This is a genomic window from Rhodococcus sp. NPDC056960 (assembly GCF_042674125.1).
Classification (GTDB): Bacteria; Actinomycetota; Actinomycetes; order Mycobacteriales; family Mycobacteriaceae; genus Rhodococcus_F.
This window is the reverse complement of sequence record NZ_JBHURF010000005.1, coordinates 269,016-284,319: the sequence shown is the minus strand read 5'-3', so window position 1 is coordinate 284,319 and position 15,304 is coordinate 269,016. Positions and strand designations below refer to the sequence as shown.

Here is a 15,304-nt window from a genome sequence, read left to right as displayed (position 1 = left end):
CGGACACCTACTGTCCCCGATCGGCGACAGTCGGGATCCTGGGCGGAACGAAACGACCCGCGCCTTCCCAGCGGTCCGGGCACCGCCGCCCTACGATCGACACCAGTGTCCGGGGAATGCCCCTGGTCCCGGATCGAGTCGCGAACCGAGGTGCGTATGCCCCTGGAAGAGTCGTCGTCGGCCCACGCCGGCCCGCCCCGGGCGGATGCTGCCCAGCCGGAGCACGACCTGGAGGGCCACCTCGTCGAGGCCCGATCCGACGACTTCTTCCATGCCCGGGAACTGCAGGTGGACCACGAGTGGTTCAAGACTGCGGTCTTCTACGAGGTGCTGGTCCGTGCGTTCTTCGATTCTTCGGGCGACGGCACGGGCGACCTGAAAGGGCTGACGTCGAAGCTCGACTATCTGTCCTGGCTCGGGGTCGACTGCCTGTGGTTGCCGCCGTTCTACGATTCACCGCTGCGCGACGGCGGATACGACATCCGCGACTTCCGCGCGGTCCTGCCGGAGTTCGGCACGGTGGAGGATTTCGTCCAGCTCTTCGATCAGGCGCACCGCCGCGGGATCAGAGTCGTCACCGACCTGGTCATGAACCACACATCCGATACGCACGCCTGGTTCCAGGAGTCGCGTAGCGACCCCGACGGTCCGTACGGCGACTTCTACGTGTGGTCCGACCGCGACGAGGCGTATCCGGACGCGCGCATCATCTTCGTCGACACCGAAACGTCCAACTGGACGTGGGATCCGGTGCGGGGGCAGTACTACTGGCACCGCTTCTTCTCCCATCAGCCGGACCTCAACTACGACAATCCCGACGTCCAGAACGCGATGATCGATGTGCTCCGATTCTGGTTGGACCTCGGGATCGACGGATTCCGGTTGGACGCCGTGCCGTACCTGTTCGAGCGCGAGGGCACCAATTGCGAGAACCTGCCGGAGACACACGCGTTCCTCAGGAGGTGCCGGGCCGTCATGGATGCCGAATACCCGGGTCGCGCCCTGCTCGCCGAGGCGAACCAGTGGCCGGCGGACGTCGTGGAGTACTTCGGGGAGCCTGACGTGGGGGACGAGTGCCACATGGCGTTCCATTTCCCGCTGATGCCCCGCATCTTCATGGCCGTCCGCAGGCAGAACCGCTTTCCGATCTCCGAAATTCTCGCGCAGACACCGCCGATCCCGAGCTCGTGCCAGTGGGGGATCTTTCTCCGCAACCACGACGAACTCACGCTCGAGATGGTGTCCGACGAGGAGCGGGACTACATGTACTCCGAGTACGCGCAGGACCCGCGGATGAAGGCCAACATCGGTATCCGGCGACGTCTCGCTCCGTTGCTGGAGAACGATCGCAACCAGCTCGAGCTGTTCACGGCGCTGCTGCTGAGCCTGCCGGGATCGCCCGTCCTCTACTACGGTGACGAGATCGGCATGGGCGACAACATCTGGCTCGGCGACCGCGACTCGGTGCGGACACCGATGCAGTGGACGCCCGACCGCAACGCCGGATTCTCCCGGGCCGACCCGGCGCGAATGTATCTGCCGGTCATCATGGATCCCACGTATGGTTACCAGTCGGTGAACGTCGAGGCGCAGATGAACTCGACCAACTCGCTGCTGCACTGGACGCGGCGCCTCATCCAGGTCCGCAAACAACATCCAGCGTTCGGCACGGCGGCCTTCACCGAGCTCGGCAGCGCGAACCCGGCCGTTCTGTCATACGTGCGCGAGACGCCGCCGAGCGCGGAACGCCCGTACAGCGACGTCATCCTGTGCGTCAACAACCTGTCCAGATTCCCGCAGGCGGTGATCCTGGACCTCACCGAGTTCACCGGTCGAATCCCGGTGGAGCTCACGGGTTCCGTACCCTTTCCCGCCATTGTGGACGACGGATACATGATCACGCTGCCCGGTCACGGCTTCTTCTGGTTCGCGTTGCAACCGGATCCGAAGTCCGGCGGAGCAGTGAGCGGACATCCGGTCAGTAGCGAAGCGGAACAGGCGGTGCAACAGTGAACGAACCCACCAGTGAACGCATTTCCGACGCCACCCTCGAGCGGCAACTGGCCGAGTGGTTGCCGGATCGGCGGTGGTTCGCCGCCAAGGGAAACACCATCTCGGCGGTGCGGATCCTTCTGCGCCACACGCTGACCGCGGTCTTCGGATTCTCGGCGGAGCATCTCCTGGTAGCGGTGGAGTTCCAGGCCGGGCCGCCGCAGTTGTACCAGATCCCGCTGGGGTTCCGCAGCCATCTGCCCGAGGACCTCGAGCCGTGGGCGTTGCCGGACGGCGGGGAGAACACCATGATCGCGTACGACGGACTGCACGACACCGAGGTCATCACGCTGTACGCCGACCTGCTGGCCGAGGCCGCAGGTTCGGGGCCGGTGCAGTTGAAGACGGTGCCGGGCACGGTGATCGAGCCGGGCCTCCGCGGCCGGACGCTCGGTGCGGAACAGTCGAACACGTCGGTGGTGCTGGGCGAGAAGCTCCTGATGAAGATCTTCCGTCTGGTCACGCCGGGGGTGAATCCCGACGTGGAACTCCACCTCGCGCTCGCCGAAGCGGGCAGCGAATACGTGGCGACGCTGCGGGCGTGGATGGAGACCGACGTGGCCGGTGTGCTGACCACCCTCGCGATGGTGCAGGACTTCGAGGCCAACTCCGCCGACGGGTGGAGCATGGCGCTCGGCAGCGTCCGCGACCTTCTGATCGAGGCCGATCTCCACGCCGCGGAGTTGGGAACCGACTTCGCCGGCGAGGCCCATCGCATGGGTGCCGCAGTCGCCGAGGTGCACGCCACCCTGGCGCGTCAACTCGGCGCAGAGGAACGGCAGGTGGCGTCGACGACCGTCGACGCGATGACGCGCAGGCTGGACGTCGCCACGTCGATCGTGCCCGAACTGGGTGACGTGGCCGATGCCGTACGGGACACGTTCGCCGAGGCGGAAGCGCTGGGCGCCACCACCGTCCAGCGGATCCACGGCGACCTCCACCTCGGTCAGGTACTGCGGACACCGGAGCGGTGGCTGCTCATCGACTTCGAGGGCGAGCCGGCCAAGACGCTCGACGAGCGCCGGGAACCGGACAGTCCGTTGCGGGACGTCGCGGGCATGCTGCGGTCCTTCGACTACGCCGCTCACCATCTGCTGGCAGATTCGGTGCCGATGGGAGCGACGGGTGCCGCGTCGCAGCGTGACTTCCGTGCGCGGGAATGGGCCCAGCGCAACGCCGATGCCTTCTGCGAGGGCTATGCCTCGGTGTCGGGCACCGACCCACGCGAGGCGGCGGCGCTGCTCCGGGCCTATGAACTCGACAAGGCGGTGTACGAGACCGTGTACGAGTTCAGGAACCGCCCGAGCTGGATCGGCTTGCCGCTGTCCGCCATTCGCAGACTCACCGGAGCACCTCGGTGAGCGCCGGGGACGACACCGTACCCGTGTCGAACTGAGTGCGGTACAGCTCCTCGTACCGGCCGCCGGCGGCGAGCAGTTCGGTGTGGGTGCCCCGTTCGACGATGCGCCCGGCCTCGACGACGAGGATCAGATCGGCCGCGCGGACGGTCGACAACCGGTGGGCGATCACCACCGCCGTCCGGCCCGCGAGGGCCTCGCCGAGTGCTTCCTGCACCGCGGCCTCGGACGTGGAATCGAGGTGCGCGGTGGCCTCGTCGAGGATGACGACCCGCGGATGCGCGAGCAGGAGCCGCGCGATGGTGAGCCGCTGACGTTCTCCGCCGGACAGTCGATAGCCGCGTTCGCCGACCACCGTGTCGAGGCCGTCGGGTAGGGCGGCGACCAGGTCGGTGAGCCGTGCCCGGTCCAGGACCTCGTCGAGGTCCGCCTGCGTGGCACCGGGCCGCGCCAGCAGGAGGTTGGCCCGCACGGTGTCGTGGAAGAGGTGGCCGTCCTGCGTCACCATGCCGACGGTGGCGCGGACGGAGTCGGCGGTCAGGTCCCGCACGTCGACGCCGCCCAGTCGCACGGAGCCCGCGTCGGCGTCGTACAGCCGGGGAACCAGCTGGGCGATGGTGGATTTCCCGGCCCCGGACGATCCCACCAGCGCGATCATCTGTCCGGGTTCGGCGCGGAACGACAGTCGGTGCAGCACGTCGACGCCGCCGCGGGTGTCGAGGGTCGCGACCTCCTCGAGCGACGCCAGCGACACCTTGTCGGCCGAAGGATAGGCGAATTCCACGGAGTCGAACTCCACCGACACCGGTCCCTCGGGCACCGCGACCGCGTCGGGCTTCTCCGCGATCAATGGTGTCAGGTCGAGGACCTCGAAGACGCGCTCGAAGCTCACCAGCGCGCTCATCACGTCCATGCGTGCGCTGGCCAGTGCGGTGAGGGGTGAGTACAAACGGGTCAGCAACATCGCCATCGCGACGACGGCGCCCGCGTCGAGTTGTCCGCGCAGTGCGTAGAACCCGCCCAGTCCGTAGACGAGGGCCAGAGCGAGCGCCGACACGAGAGTGAGTGCGGTGACGAACACCGACTGCAGCATCGCCGTGCGGACACCGATGTTCCGCACGCGGCGGGCACGCACCGCGAATTCCGCGGACTCCTCGGAGGGCCGGCCGAACAGCTTGACGAGGGTGGCGCCGGGCGCCGAGAACCGCTCGGTCATCTGAGTGCTCATCACCGAGTTGTGGTTGGCCGCCTCGCGATTGAGTTGCGCCAGTCGCGCGCCCATCCGGCGGGCGGGCAGGACGAAGATCGGCAACAGCAGCAGAGCGCACAGGGTGATCTGCCAGGAGATCCCGACCATCACGATGAGCGTGATACCGAGCGTGACGAGGTTGGACACCACCCCCGACAGGGTGTCGCTGAACGCGCGCTGCGCACCGATCACGTCGTTGTTGAGGCGACTGACCAGCGCGCCGGTGCGCGTGCGGGTGAAGAAGGCGATCGGCATCTTCTGCACGTGGTCGAACACGGCGGTCCGCAGGTCGAGGATCAGATTCTCGCCGATGCTCGCGGACAGCCACCGCGTCCACAGGGCGAGGGCGGATTCGAGGACGGCGATGACCGCGATGAGCGCCGCGAGACGCACGACGACGGAGACCGCGTCGCCGCCGACGATGGCATTGACGACACGTCCCGCCAGCACCGGAGTGGCCACCGCCAGCGCGGCCGTGACGACGCTGAGCAGCAGATACCACCCGAGGCTGCGACGGTGGGGCAGGGCGAACCGGGCTATCCGCCGCAACGTCGTGCGGGAGAAGGGTCGACGATCCTCTTGAGCGTGCATCGCGTTGTACATCGCGTTCCACGCCGTGACTTCCATGCTCATGCCAGCGGCCTCCTGTCGCTATCCCCCCACGGTAGAGCCGGGGTATGACACGACGGTAGAACCTCGACTTAACTCGAGGTCAAGCCGTGGGTGCCGGTGTGGCTATTTCGCGACGTCGACGACCACCCGCGTCGGACCGGAGAGGGTCGACACCGTGAACGGGCGACCCGGCTGCGTGACGCCGATGAACGACTGCGTGACCCCTTCGAACACGAGCGCGCCGTTGACCTCGGTCACCGTTCCGCCGGGAACCCCGGGCACCGGATCGGGACCCGAGTACCCCTCGACGTCACTGTCGAACGGGTACGCCGAGCCGTCGATCTGCACCTGCAGGATGCCGTTGCCCGACACCGGAATCGTCTTGCCGCTGCCGTCCTGCACCGCCGCGTCGACGTACTGGACCCGCCAGCCCGGTGTGCCCTTCCCGCCGAGTTCGTACACCACGCGGTCGAATCCCGCGTGCTCGCCGACGCGGACGTCGGTGACCGTGAGCTTGGCCGAGTCCGACGCCGCGGACGATTTCGGTGAGGCGTCGGTCGGGATCGGCGCCGACTCGGGTTCGAGGGCGCTGCTCGTGGTGGCCGCGGCGGCCGGTGACGTCGCCGCCGCGCTGCTGGCGGAGTTCGACTCCGAGCATCCGGTGAGTGTCAGGGCCAGTGAGCAGGCGGCGAACACGGCGACGGGACCGATCCGGTGGTTGATCATGATCCGATCGTAGGCCGGAGCCGATCAGAGTCGGGGGAGCCCCGGGCGTGGCGTCGCGATCGCGTCCAGGTACAGCCAGTTGCCGTCCACCCGGACGAATCGGCTGTTCTCGTGCAGCGATTCGCGGCGGCCGTTCAGCACGTAGTGCGCGCGGAACTCGACGGTGCCCGTGGTGTCGAGCAGGCCGCCGTCGCTCGTGCCCAGGATGTCCAGGCGCGTCCACCGCTGATCGGGATCGAGGTCCAGACTCCCGGGCCGGGTGCTCGGATGCCACGTCGCGAGGAGGTAGTCGGCATCCATGACGACGAACGCGCTGAACCGTGATCGCATGAGACGCTCGGCCGTGGGAGCCTGCGCGTCTCCGCGGTGATATCTCCCGCAGCACTCGTCGTACGGTTCACCGAGCAGGCAGGGGCATCGAGCGGTCACCGTCCCAGTATGGACGTCGCTCACACGAGCTTGTGGGTGCGGTCCTTCCAGTACTGCGCGCGCAGTTCCCGCTTGAGGATCTTGCCCGTCGGGTTGCGGGGCAGGAGGTCGACGACATCGACCGTCGTCGGGCACTTGAACTTCGCCAGACGCTGACGGGTGTAGTGGATCAATTCGTCCGGTTCGACACTCGTCCCCGTCACCGGCACGACCACAGCCTTCACGGTCTCGCCCCAGTGGTCGTCCGGCACCCCGATCACGGCCACCTCCGCCACCGCCGGGTGTTCGACGAGCACCCGTTCGATCTCGGGTGAGTAGACGTTCTCACCACCGGTGATGATCATGTCCTTCAGTCGATCCTCGATGAACACGAAACCGTCGGAGTCGGCGCGACCCATGTCGCCGCTGCGCAACCAGCCGTCGGCGGTCACGGCCTCCGCCGTCGCGTCGGGCTTGCCGAGGTACCCGGGCGTGCGCTGTTTTGTCCGCCACCACAGTTCCCCGGTCGCGCCGGGGACGACGTCCTCCGCGGTGACCGGGTCCACGATGCGCATCTCGACCCCGGGGATGGGCCGCCCGGCCGACGCCATCCTCGCCTCCTGCGCTTCGTCGCGATGGACGTCCGGCAGCAGTGCGGTGACGACACCCGCGCACTCGGTCATTCCGTAGACCTGGACGAACTCGGTGTCCGGCCACGCGGCGAGCGCGCTGCGCAGCAGCGGCAAGGGCATCGGCGCGGCGCCGTACGTGATGCGATGCAGCGCACCGAACGCGGCCACGGCCTGCTCTCCTGCCGCGAGCACTCCCGCGATCACCGGCGGCACGAGGAACGCGATGTTCGCCCCTGCCGCGAGACCGGCGAACAGGGACGGTGCGTCGGCCTCCCGGGTGAAGTGGCAGCGGGCGCCGGCGTGGACGCCCATGATGGCGTAGCAACTCCCGCCCACGTGGAACAGCGGCATCGCGACGAGGAGGCAGTCGTCGTGGCGCGCGGGCAGGATGTCGAGCACGGCGTTGCTGTGCGCGATCAGGTTGCGATGGGTCAGCTGAACGCCCTTGGGTCTGCCGGTGGTTCCCGAGCTGTAGAGGATCAGGGCGGTGGAATCGGCGGCCACGTGCGGCACCGACGCCGGCGCGGACCACTCGGCGAGCCACGGCTCGAATTCGTCGTGCTCCCCGCCGACGGTGACGATCTGCTCGATTCCGGTCAGCCGGTCGCGCAGCGCCATGACCTGTTGGAGGAACTCGTTGCCCACGAACAGGATCCGCGCCCGGGAATCGTTGATCACGTAGTCGAGTTCCTCGCCGGCCAGTCGCCAGTTCGGCACCGCGGCGGCCGCGCCGAGAAGCGAGGCGGCGTAGGTGACCTCGAGGCACGACAAGTGGTTCTTGTCGACGAACGCGACCGTGTCACCCTGCCCGATTCCGCCTTCCGCCAAGGCTCCCGCGATGTGCAGGATCCGGTCGCGCCAACCGGACCACGTGTATTGGGTCCCCTGGAACTGCACGGCGACGTCGTCCGGCCGGACCTGTGCCCAGTGGGCGAGGCGGTCGAAGATGATCTCGTTGTCGGCGTCCGACATGCGCCCACCTCTCATATGTGACGTCAGTCACATCAGGCTAGTAGTCGGTGATCTGATCAGTGACGTTTTGCCTCACGCGGCCGAACTGCTCCGGCTGCGTGCCTCCGCGCGTCGCAGCGCGGCGGTGCCGACGGCGCCGACCACGATCAGGGTGATGCCCAGCCAGTCGGGGTCGTTGTCGGTGACGAGCATCGCGATCCCCACACCGATCACGAACGGGGGCAGGAAGTCGAACAGCTTGACGAGGGGCGGTGCCACCTCTTCGGGTTCGCCCGGCTCCCGCGGCGCCTGGGCGCTCGCCACGTCCGGATACCACTCGGTGAACGACAACGCGAACAGCAACGCCCCGATCGGGATGATCCAGCCCGTCCAGAAATTGTCCGGTTGGTCGAGGACCGCGTCGCCGAACAGTCCGGCCACCGCGGACACCGTGAAGGACAGTGCCCACACCAGCGTGATGAGCTGGTTGACCCTGAGGAACAGCGGTGAGGTCCAATACTCCTCGGGTGTGGTCTCTTTCGCGTACGGCAGCGTGAACGGATTGCGCAGCAGGAGCGAGCCGAACGCGAACGCGACCAGCGCCAGGCTCGACATCTCACCCGACCACTTCTCCAGCCACGTGATCAGGTCGTCGGACGCGAACAGTCCGATCGCGGCGAGGGCGCCGAAATAGACGATGTCGAACACTTCGAGGGGTTTGAGGCTTCCGCCGCGGCGGTGGCCGAGGATCAGGAACAGGATCGACAACCCGAGGGCGGTGGCGACGGATTGCTCGAACCGCCCGGGGCCGGACAGCAGCGACATCACGATCCACGGCGCCAGGCCGGCGAACGGAGATTGCAGGAACGCGTCGAGGAACCGCGATCCCGCCCGGGGTGTAGGGGGGTCGATGGCCATCAGGCTTCTCCTTCGCACCGGCGATACCGGAATTCTCCCAGTTCGGCAATGCCGTCGTGGGCGTTTCCACGTCGCTCGCCGTGGCAGAGATCACGGCCCCTCGAACCGAAGATCAGGGTGGTCCCTGATGGCGGGCCGTCGCGCGTGTCGACAAGATGGAGGAGTGCGCCGCGCGTGCACCGTCCCGGCCCGTCACCACGGGGCCGGACCGCCACAAGAGGAATGACGAAAGGCGATCATGAGCACGCATGCCCCCGCTGTCGCTGCCCGTGCTGTCGAGCTGTCCAAGACGTACGGCACCGGCGACACCCAGGTCCACGCGCTCAGCGCGGTATCCGCGGAGTTCGCCCGTGGTGAGTTCACCGCGATCATGGGACCGTCCGGTTCCGGAAAGTCGACGTTGATGCACTGCCTGGCCGGCCTCGACTCGGCCAGTTCGGGTTCGGTCCTCATCGGCGACACCGAACTGACGACTCTCACCGACAAGCAGATGACGCAGCTGCGCCGCGACCGGATCGGCTTCGTGTTCCAGGCGTTCAACCTGGTGCCGACGCTGACCGCCCTCGAGAACATCACGCTCCCGCTGGACATCGCAGGCCGCAAGCCGGACGCCGCGTGGCTCGAGAACGTACTCACCAAGCTCGGACTGCAGGACCGTCTCGAGCACCGGCCCGGTGAGCTGTCCGGGGGGCAGCAGCAGCGGGTCGCATGTGCCCGCGCGCTGGCCGGGCAGCCGGAGATCATCTTCGGCGACGAGCCCACGGGCAACCTCGACTCGAAGTCCTCGGGTGAGGTGCTGTCGATCCTGCGGGCCGCGGTGGACGAGTTCCATCAGACCGTCGTCATCGTCACGCACGATCCCCGCGCGGCGGCCTACGCCGACCGGGTGGTCTTTCTCGCCGACGGCAAGATCGTCGACGAACTCCGCGAGCCGACGGCCGATTCGGTCCTCGACACGATGAAGCGACTCGACGAGCCCACCCACGCCCTCACGTCCGACGCGGCGGTCTGACCGCATGGCATCCACATCCAGCGCGCCGATGCGCAAGGTGTCGCTGCGCAATCTGGCGGCCCACAAGGTCCGGCTGGCACTGACGGTGCTGTCCGTGGTGCTCGGCACCGCGTTCGTCGCCGGTTCCTTCGTCTTCACCGACACACTCCAGAAGACGTTCGATTCCATCTTCGAGAACACCGCGCAGGGAGTCGACGTCCGGGTGTCGGCCGAGGAGCGCAACTCCAGCGGAGTGCCCCTCGCCGACATCGACACCATCACCGCGCTCGACGGTGTGCGCGCGGTCGCACCGGCCGTCAGCGGGCAGATCGTCCTCATCGACTCCGGCGGCGCCGCCGTCCAGACCGGGGGCGCGCCGAGCATCGGCGAGTCGTACCTGCCGCCGGGTCAGGCTCTCGGCGAACCCGACGAATACGTTCAGGGCGCACCGCCCGCGCAGGTCGGCCAGATGGCCGTCAACGCCAGTGCCGCCGAACGCGCCCATCTGGCGGTCGGTGACACGACCAAGGTCCTCGTGCCCGCTCGCGGCATGGTCGACGTGACCGTCTCCGGCATCTACGACACCGGCAACGAGACCGGCGGATTCATCGGCGCGACGTTCGTCGACTCGCAGGCCCGCGAACTGTTCACCGACGGCAAGCACGTCGAGTACATCGACGTGGCCGCCACCGGCCTCGGCCAGACCGAGCTGCGCGACGAGATCGCCACGGCCCTTCCCGATGCGAAGGTCCAGACCGGCGACGAGGTGCGCGAGGAGACGAAGGCGCAGGTCACGGAGGCGTTGAGCTTCATCAACTACTTCCTTCTCGCGTTCGGTGCGATCGCCCTGCTCGTCGGCACGTTCATCATCTACAACACGTTCTCGATGATCGTCGCCCAGCGGCTGCGTGAACTGGCGCTGCTCCGCGCGATCGGTGCCAGCCGTAAGCAGGTGGGACGTTCGGTGGTGTTCGAGGCCCTCGTGGTCGGTGTCATCGGCAGCGCAATCGGCATCGCCGCCGGCGTCGGGCTCGCCTATGGTCTGAGGGCCCTGCTGAACGCGTTCGACGTCGGACTGCCCGAGGGGCCTCTCCAGGTGGGTCCGCGCACGATTGTCATCGCCCTCGTGGTCGGGGTCCTCGTGACGACGATCAGCGCGTACGCACCCGCCCGCCGCGCGTCCAAGGTCCCGCCGGTCGCGGCGATGCGGGAGGAATTCGCGTCCACCGGTGACTCGCTGCACCTGCGCACCATCGCCGGTGCCGTGCTCGGTGTCCTCGGCGTCGTGGGACTCGTGATCGGTTCCCGGGGCACGGGCGGTGGTGCGGCCGCCGTCGTCGGTGCCGGCGCGCTGGGTCTGATCCTGGCCGTCCTGTTCGCGGCGCCCGCGCTGTCCCGGCCGATCGTCGGGGCGCTCGGCGCGGTGCTGGCGAAGCCGTTCGGTCCGGTCGGGCGTCTCGCCCGCACGAACGCGGTGCGGAATCCGCGCCGCACCGCCGCCACCGCGTTCGCGCTGACGCTGGGGTTGATGCTCGTCTCCGTGATCGGCGTCTTCGGTGCGTCCGCGAAGGCCAGCGTCAACCAGCTCGTCGACTCGGGTGTGTCCGCCGACTACGTGCTCACCGGTCCCAATCAGATCGGCGTGCCCAGCGGTGCGGCGCGGGCGGTCCGGAACCTCGACGACGTGCGCAGCGCCGTCGCGCTGCACCCGGTGTCGGTGACGGTCGGCGACGAGAAGCAGCAGGGCGCGTCGCTCGACGGCCCGCTCGACGGTGTCCTCGACTACAAGCTCGTCGAGGGTGGCGCCGACCTGACCGGCAACCACCTCATCGTGTCCCAGACAACGGCCGCGAAGCAGGGCTGGGCACTGGGGTCGACCGTCCCGATGACGAGCGCCGACGGAAAGGTCGTCGACGCCGAGGTCACGGGTGTCTTCGAGGACAACCAGCTGGTCGGCGACTGGCTCGTGTCGGACGAGGTGTACCGCCAGGTCATGCCCGCCGCGACCATTCCCGATCTGGCGGTCCTGATCGATGCGAAACCGGGCGCCGACCTTGCGCAGTTGCGCACCGACCTCGAATCCGCCACCAAGCAGTTCGTCGTGGTGCAGGTGCAGGACCGGGATCAGTTCAAGGGCACGCAGGGGCAGCAGATCGACACCCTCCTCGCGATCCTCTACGGACTGCTCGCCCTCGCCGTCGTGATCGCGATCCTCGGCATCATCAACACCCTTGCCCTCTCCGTGGTGGAACGACGGCGGGAGATCGGGATGCTCCGTGCGGTGGGTATGCAGCGGTCGCAGATGCGCCGCACGATCTACCTGGAGTCGATGCTCATCGCGGTGTTCGGTGCGGCCGTCGGGGTGCTGCTCGGTATCGCCTTCGGCTGGGGCTTCGTGAGCACTCTGAAGGATCAGGGGCTCGATCAGGTGACGGTGCCGTGGGGGCAGGTGGTCGCGATGCTCTTCGGGTCCGGCGTGGTGGGTGTGCTCGCCGCGTTGTGGCCGGCGAGCCGCGCTGCCCGCACCCGCCCGCTGGAGGCCATCGCCGACCTCTGACCCGTGAGTACTTATTAACCGCCCGAGGTTAATAAGTACTCACGGGCGGCGAAGCCGCATAATGTGCTCGTGCAGAGAATAGTGATCGTCGGAGCGGGCCTGGCGGGTCTGCGGACCGCCGAAGAACTCCGTCGGGCCGGATACGACGGCGACCTGGTTCTTCTCGGGGGTGAACCGCATCTTCCCTACGACCGCCCACCGCTGTCGAAGGAAGTGATGCGCGGGGAGAAGAGCGACACCACCCTCAAGCCGCGGGAGTTCTTCGACGAGAAGAACATCGAACTGCGTCTGGGGGTCGAAGCGGCGTCGGTCGACCCGGCATCCCGCATCCTGAGACTCGCGGACGGAACCGAACTCGGCTACGACGAACTGGTGATCGCCACCGGTCTCGTGCCGCGTCGGATCCCGGGGCTGCCGGACCTCGCGGGCGTCCACGTTCTCCGTTCCATCGACGAGAGCCTGGCGCTGCGCAGGGATCTCGCCGAAGGCAAGCGCGCCCTGATCGTCGGGGCGGGCTTCATCGGCTGCGAACTGGCGGCGAGCATGCGGGCAGGCGGCCTCGACGTGGTGCTGGTGGAGCCACAGCCGACGCCGCTGGCGTCCGTGCTGGGCGAGAAGGTCGGCGGTCTCGTCGCCCGGCTGCACACCGACGCGGGGGTCGACCTCCGGGCCGGGGTGGGACTCACGTCGCTGGTGGGTACCGGCCGGGTCACGGGGGCCGTTCTCGGGGACGGAAACGAAATGGACGTCGACGTCGTCGCGATCGGTGTCGGCTCGGTGCCGGTCACCGCGTGGCTCGACGGCTCGGGTGTCGAAGTGGACAACGGGGTGGTGTGCGACACCGTGGGACGCACCGCGGTCCCGCACGTGTGGGCGGTCGGCGACGTCGCGGCGTGGCAGTTGCAGGTGGGCGGGCGCAAACGCGTCGAACACTGGAGCAATGCGGGCGAGCAGGCCAAGATCCTCGCCGGCGCGCTGACCGGGACCGGCGACGAGAACCCGGCCGCCCAGGTGCCGTACTTCTGGAGCGACCAGTACGACGTCAAGATCCAGGCGCTGGGCACGGTGGCGGCCACCGACGAGGTGCACGTGATCAAGGACGACGGGCGCAAGTTCCTCGCCTACTACGAGCGGGACGGAATTCTGGCCGGCGTGGTCGGCGGTGGAATGGCGGGCGGCGTCATGAAGATGCGGGGCAAGATCGCGGCGGGAACTCCGATCGGCGACGTGCTCGAGGCCGCGTCGGCGTAGGCCGTCGGGTGGGGGCGCGATAGATTCTCCGGGTGATTGTTGCGCTCATCGACTCGGGTCTCGGCATGCTGCCGACGGCGGCGTGGCTGCGCAAGTTGCGGCCCGACCTGAACCTGATTCTCGCTCTCGACCCGGACGGGGCCCCGTGGGGGCCCAAGCCCGAGCAGTGGGTGATCGACCGTGTTCTCGCGACGGTCGAGCGCAGTATGGGCCACGGTGCCGAGGTGATCGTGCTGCCCTGCAACACGGCGAGTGTCACCGCACTCGACCACGTCCGGGAGTTCGTCGGACCGCAGGTTCCGGTGATCGGCACCGTGCCGGCGATCAAACCGGCCGCCGCGGCATGCCCGTCCGTGGCCGTCTGGGCGACGGCGGCGACGACGGCGAGCCGGTATCAGGCCGATCTGATCGAGAAGTTCGGCAACGGCAGTGCCGTGGTGGGTGTCGCGTGCCACGGTCTCGCCGAGGCCATCGACCGCGGCGAACGGGACGCGGCCATCGCGGCCATCGCCTCTGCCGCGGAGCGCACACCCCGCGACGTCGGCGGGGTGGTGCTCGGGTGCACCCACTACCCGCTGATGGCCGACGAGATCGCCGCGCAGCTCCCCGCCGGGGTGCGGCTGTTCGACAGCGCGGAGGCGGTCGCCGCGCAGACCCTCCGTCGTATCGATGCGCTGAACCGTCCGAGCACGGGGGAAGGAACCGTCGAGGTGTTCCTCAGCGGCAGACCCGGACATCTGCCTGCGAGCGCGGAGGCGTTCCCCGCCGGTCAGCTGCTGTGCGCGGGACGGTCTCAGCCGAGCTGAGCCATCCCGGCCGCCACCACCCGCGCGACGTTGTCGAGTTCCTCGCCGTGCCCTCGCGGCAGGTCGTCGAGGTCGTGCAGGCGGTCGTTGCCCGCGGCGGAGAACATCGCGGCCACCCACGCCGTCGCGCACGCCCGGAGGGTTCCGGGTTGGACGGGATACGGCGCACTGGCCTGGAGTAGCCGCTCGGTGATGTCGCGGAGATAGTCGCGGAACCGCCGGAGGTGGGCGCGGACGTCCGGGTGGGTTTCGGCTTCACGCCAGATGATCACGCGCATCACCGACGAGTGGTGATCGCGCAGATTCAGCGCGGTGTCGAGGTTGACGAGGCTGGCGGCGGGGTCGCCCGGGGTGACCAGGGGGCTCACGTCGCCGAACGGTTCGGTCGGCAGTCTCTCGGACAGCAGTGCCAGGAGGATGTCGGTTTTGGTGGGGAAGTAATAGAACACCAGTCCTTTCGGGACGTGCGCGGCGGAGGCGATCGATGCGGTGGACGTGGCATCGAATCCGTGTGCGGCGATGAGGGATTCGGCGGCGTCGAGAATCAGTTCCCGGGCGTCGCCGTCGATCTTCGCGCTGCGCCGCCGCCGGACCTTCCGGGGTGCGGGACCACCGGGCTTACGGAGATGCGGTGCTGGCATGGGCCTTTCCGAACGTGAACGGCGGGGGGCCCCCCGGGAACCCGGGCCCCCCCCCCCACCATGTTGGGGGGGGGGTTGGTGTGGACTGAGGGGGGGCGGGGGCGGCCCCCCCGGGGGGGGGAGGCGGGGCAACCGAAACCGGCATGCGGTGG

The 15,304-nt window shown here is 68.4% G+C and carries 11 protein-coding genes and 1 pseudogene; 6 read left to right on the top strand and 6 right to left on the bottom strand.

What is annotated here, in order from left to right:
- The first annotated feature begins 156 nt into the window (after positions 1 to 156).
- The gene (gene treS, locus ACFTWF_RS10330; RefSeq protein WP_378461099.1) at positions 157 to 2,013 is read left to right on the top strand and encodes a maltose alpha-D-glucosyltransferase; all 1,857 of its coding nucleotides are present in this window, start codon (positions 157 to 159) and stop codon (positions 2,011 to 2,013) included.
- Positions 2,010 to 3,413 (top strand): hypothetical protein, encoded by a 1,404-nt coding sequence (locus ACFTWF_RS10325; protein WP_378461098.1) that lies wholly within the window; start codon positions 2,010 to 2,012, stop codon positions 3,411 to 3,413. Before treS ends, ACFTWF_RS10325 begins: the two co-directional genes overlap by 4 nt.
- Here ACFTWF_RS10325 and ACFTWF_RS10320 read toward each other — a convergent pair.
- From ACFTWF_RS10320 to ACFTWF_RS10300, 5 genes and pseudogenes are all read right to left on the bottom strand, one after another.
- Positions 3,394 to 5,292 carry an ABC transporter ATP-binding protein gene (locus ACFTWF_RS10320; protein ID WP_378461097.1) on the bottom strand — a complete coding sequence of 633 codons (1,899 nt, stop codon included), beginning with the start codon at positions 5,290 to 5,292 and terminating at the stop codon, positions 3,394 to 3,396. The two genes, ACFTWF_RS10325 and ACFTWF_RS10320, sit on opposite strands and share 20 nt — an antisense overlap.
- Positions 5,293 to 5,394: 102 nt before the next feature.
- Entirely contained in the window at positions 5,395 to 5,997 is a 603-nt protein-coding gene (locus tag ACFTWF_RS10315) for a hypothetical protein (protein WP_378461096.1), read from the bottom strand.
- A 24-nt stretch (positions 5,998 to 6,021) separates the two neighbouring features.
- Positions 6,022 to 6,450, bottom strand: a complete 429-nt coding sequence (locus tag ACFTWF_RS10310) for a YchJ family protein (RefSeq protein WP_378461095.1) — start codon at positions 6,448 to 6,450, stop codon at positions 6,022 to 6,024.
- Positions 6,447 to 8,009, bottom strand: a complete 1,563-nt coding sequence (locus tag ACFTWF_RS10305) for a long-chain-fatty-acid--CoA ligase (protein WP_378461094.1) — start codon at positions 8,007 to 8,009, stop codon at positions 6,447 to 6,449. Before ACFTWF_RS10305 ends, ACFTWF_RS10310 begins: the two co-directional genes overlap by 4 nt.
- A 72-nt stretch (positions 8,010 to 8,081) precedes the next feature.
- Positions 8,082 to 9,000, bottom strand: a pseudogene (locus tag ACFTWF_RS10300) (hypothetical protein).
- Positions 9,001 to 9,144: 144 nt separating this feature from the next.
- On the opposite strand from ACFTWF_RS10300, the gene ACFTWF_RS10295 reads away from it, so the two are divergent.
- The 4 genes from ACFTWF_RS10295 (at position 9,145) to ACFTWF_RS10280 (ending at position 14,511) form a co-directional block, all read left to right on the top strand.
- Positions 9,145 to 9,918 (top strand): ABC transporter ATP-binding protein, encoded by a 774-nt coding sequence (locus tag ACFTWF_RS10295; protein ID WP_378461093.1) that lies wholly within the window; start codon positions 9,145 to 9,147, stop codon positions 9,916 to 9,918.
- A gap of 4 nt (positions 9,919 to 9,922) precedes the next feature.
- Positions 9,923 to 12,454, top strand: coding sequence for an ABC transporter permease (locus ACFTWF_RS10290; RefSeq protein ID WP_378461092.1), 2,532 nt, complete (start codon positions 9,923 to 9,925; stop codon positions 12,452 to 12,454).
- Between the two features lie 69 nt (positions 12,455 to 12,523).
- Positions 12,524 to 13,705, top strand: coding sequence for an NAD(P)/FAD-dependent oxidoreductase (locus ACFTWF_RS10285; protein ID WP_378461091.1), 1,182 nt, complete (start codon positions 12,524 to 12,526; stop codon positions 13,703 to 13,705).
- Between the two features lie 32 nt (positions 13,706 to 13,737).
- Positions 13,738 to 14,511: a glutamate racemase gene (locus ACFTWF_RS10280; RefSeq protein ID WP_378461090.1), complete on the top strand. Its 774-nt coding sequence runs from the start codon at positions 13,738 to 13,740 to the stop codon at positions 14,509 to 14,511.
- On the opposite strand, the gene ACFTWF_RS10275 is transcribed toward ACFTWF_RS10280, so the two are convergent.
- A complete protein-coding gene (locus tag ACFTWF_RS10275; RefSeq protein ID WP_378461089.1) occupies positions 14,499 to 15,152 on the bottom strand; it encodes a TetR/AcrR family transcriptional regulator in 654 nt (217 codons plus the stop codon). The genes ACFTWF_RS10280 and ACFTWF_RS10275 overlap by 13 nt on opposite strands.
- Positions 15,153 to 15,304 lie beyond the last annotated feature (152 nt).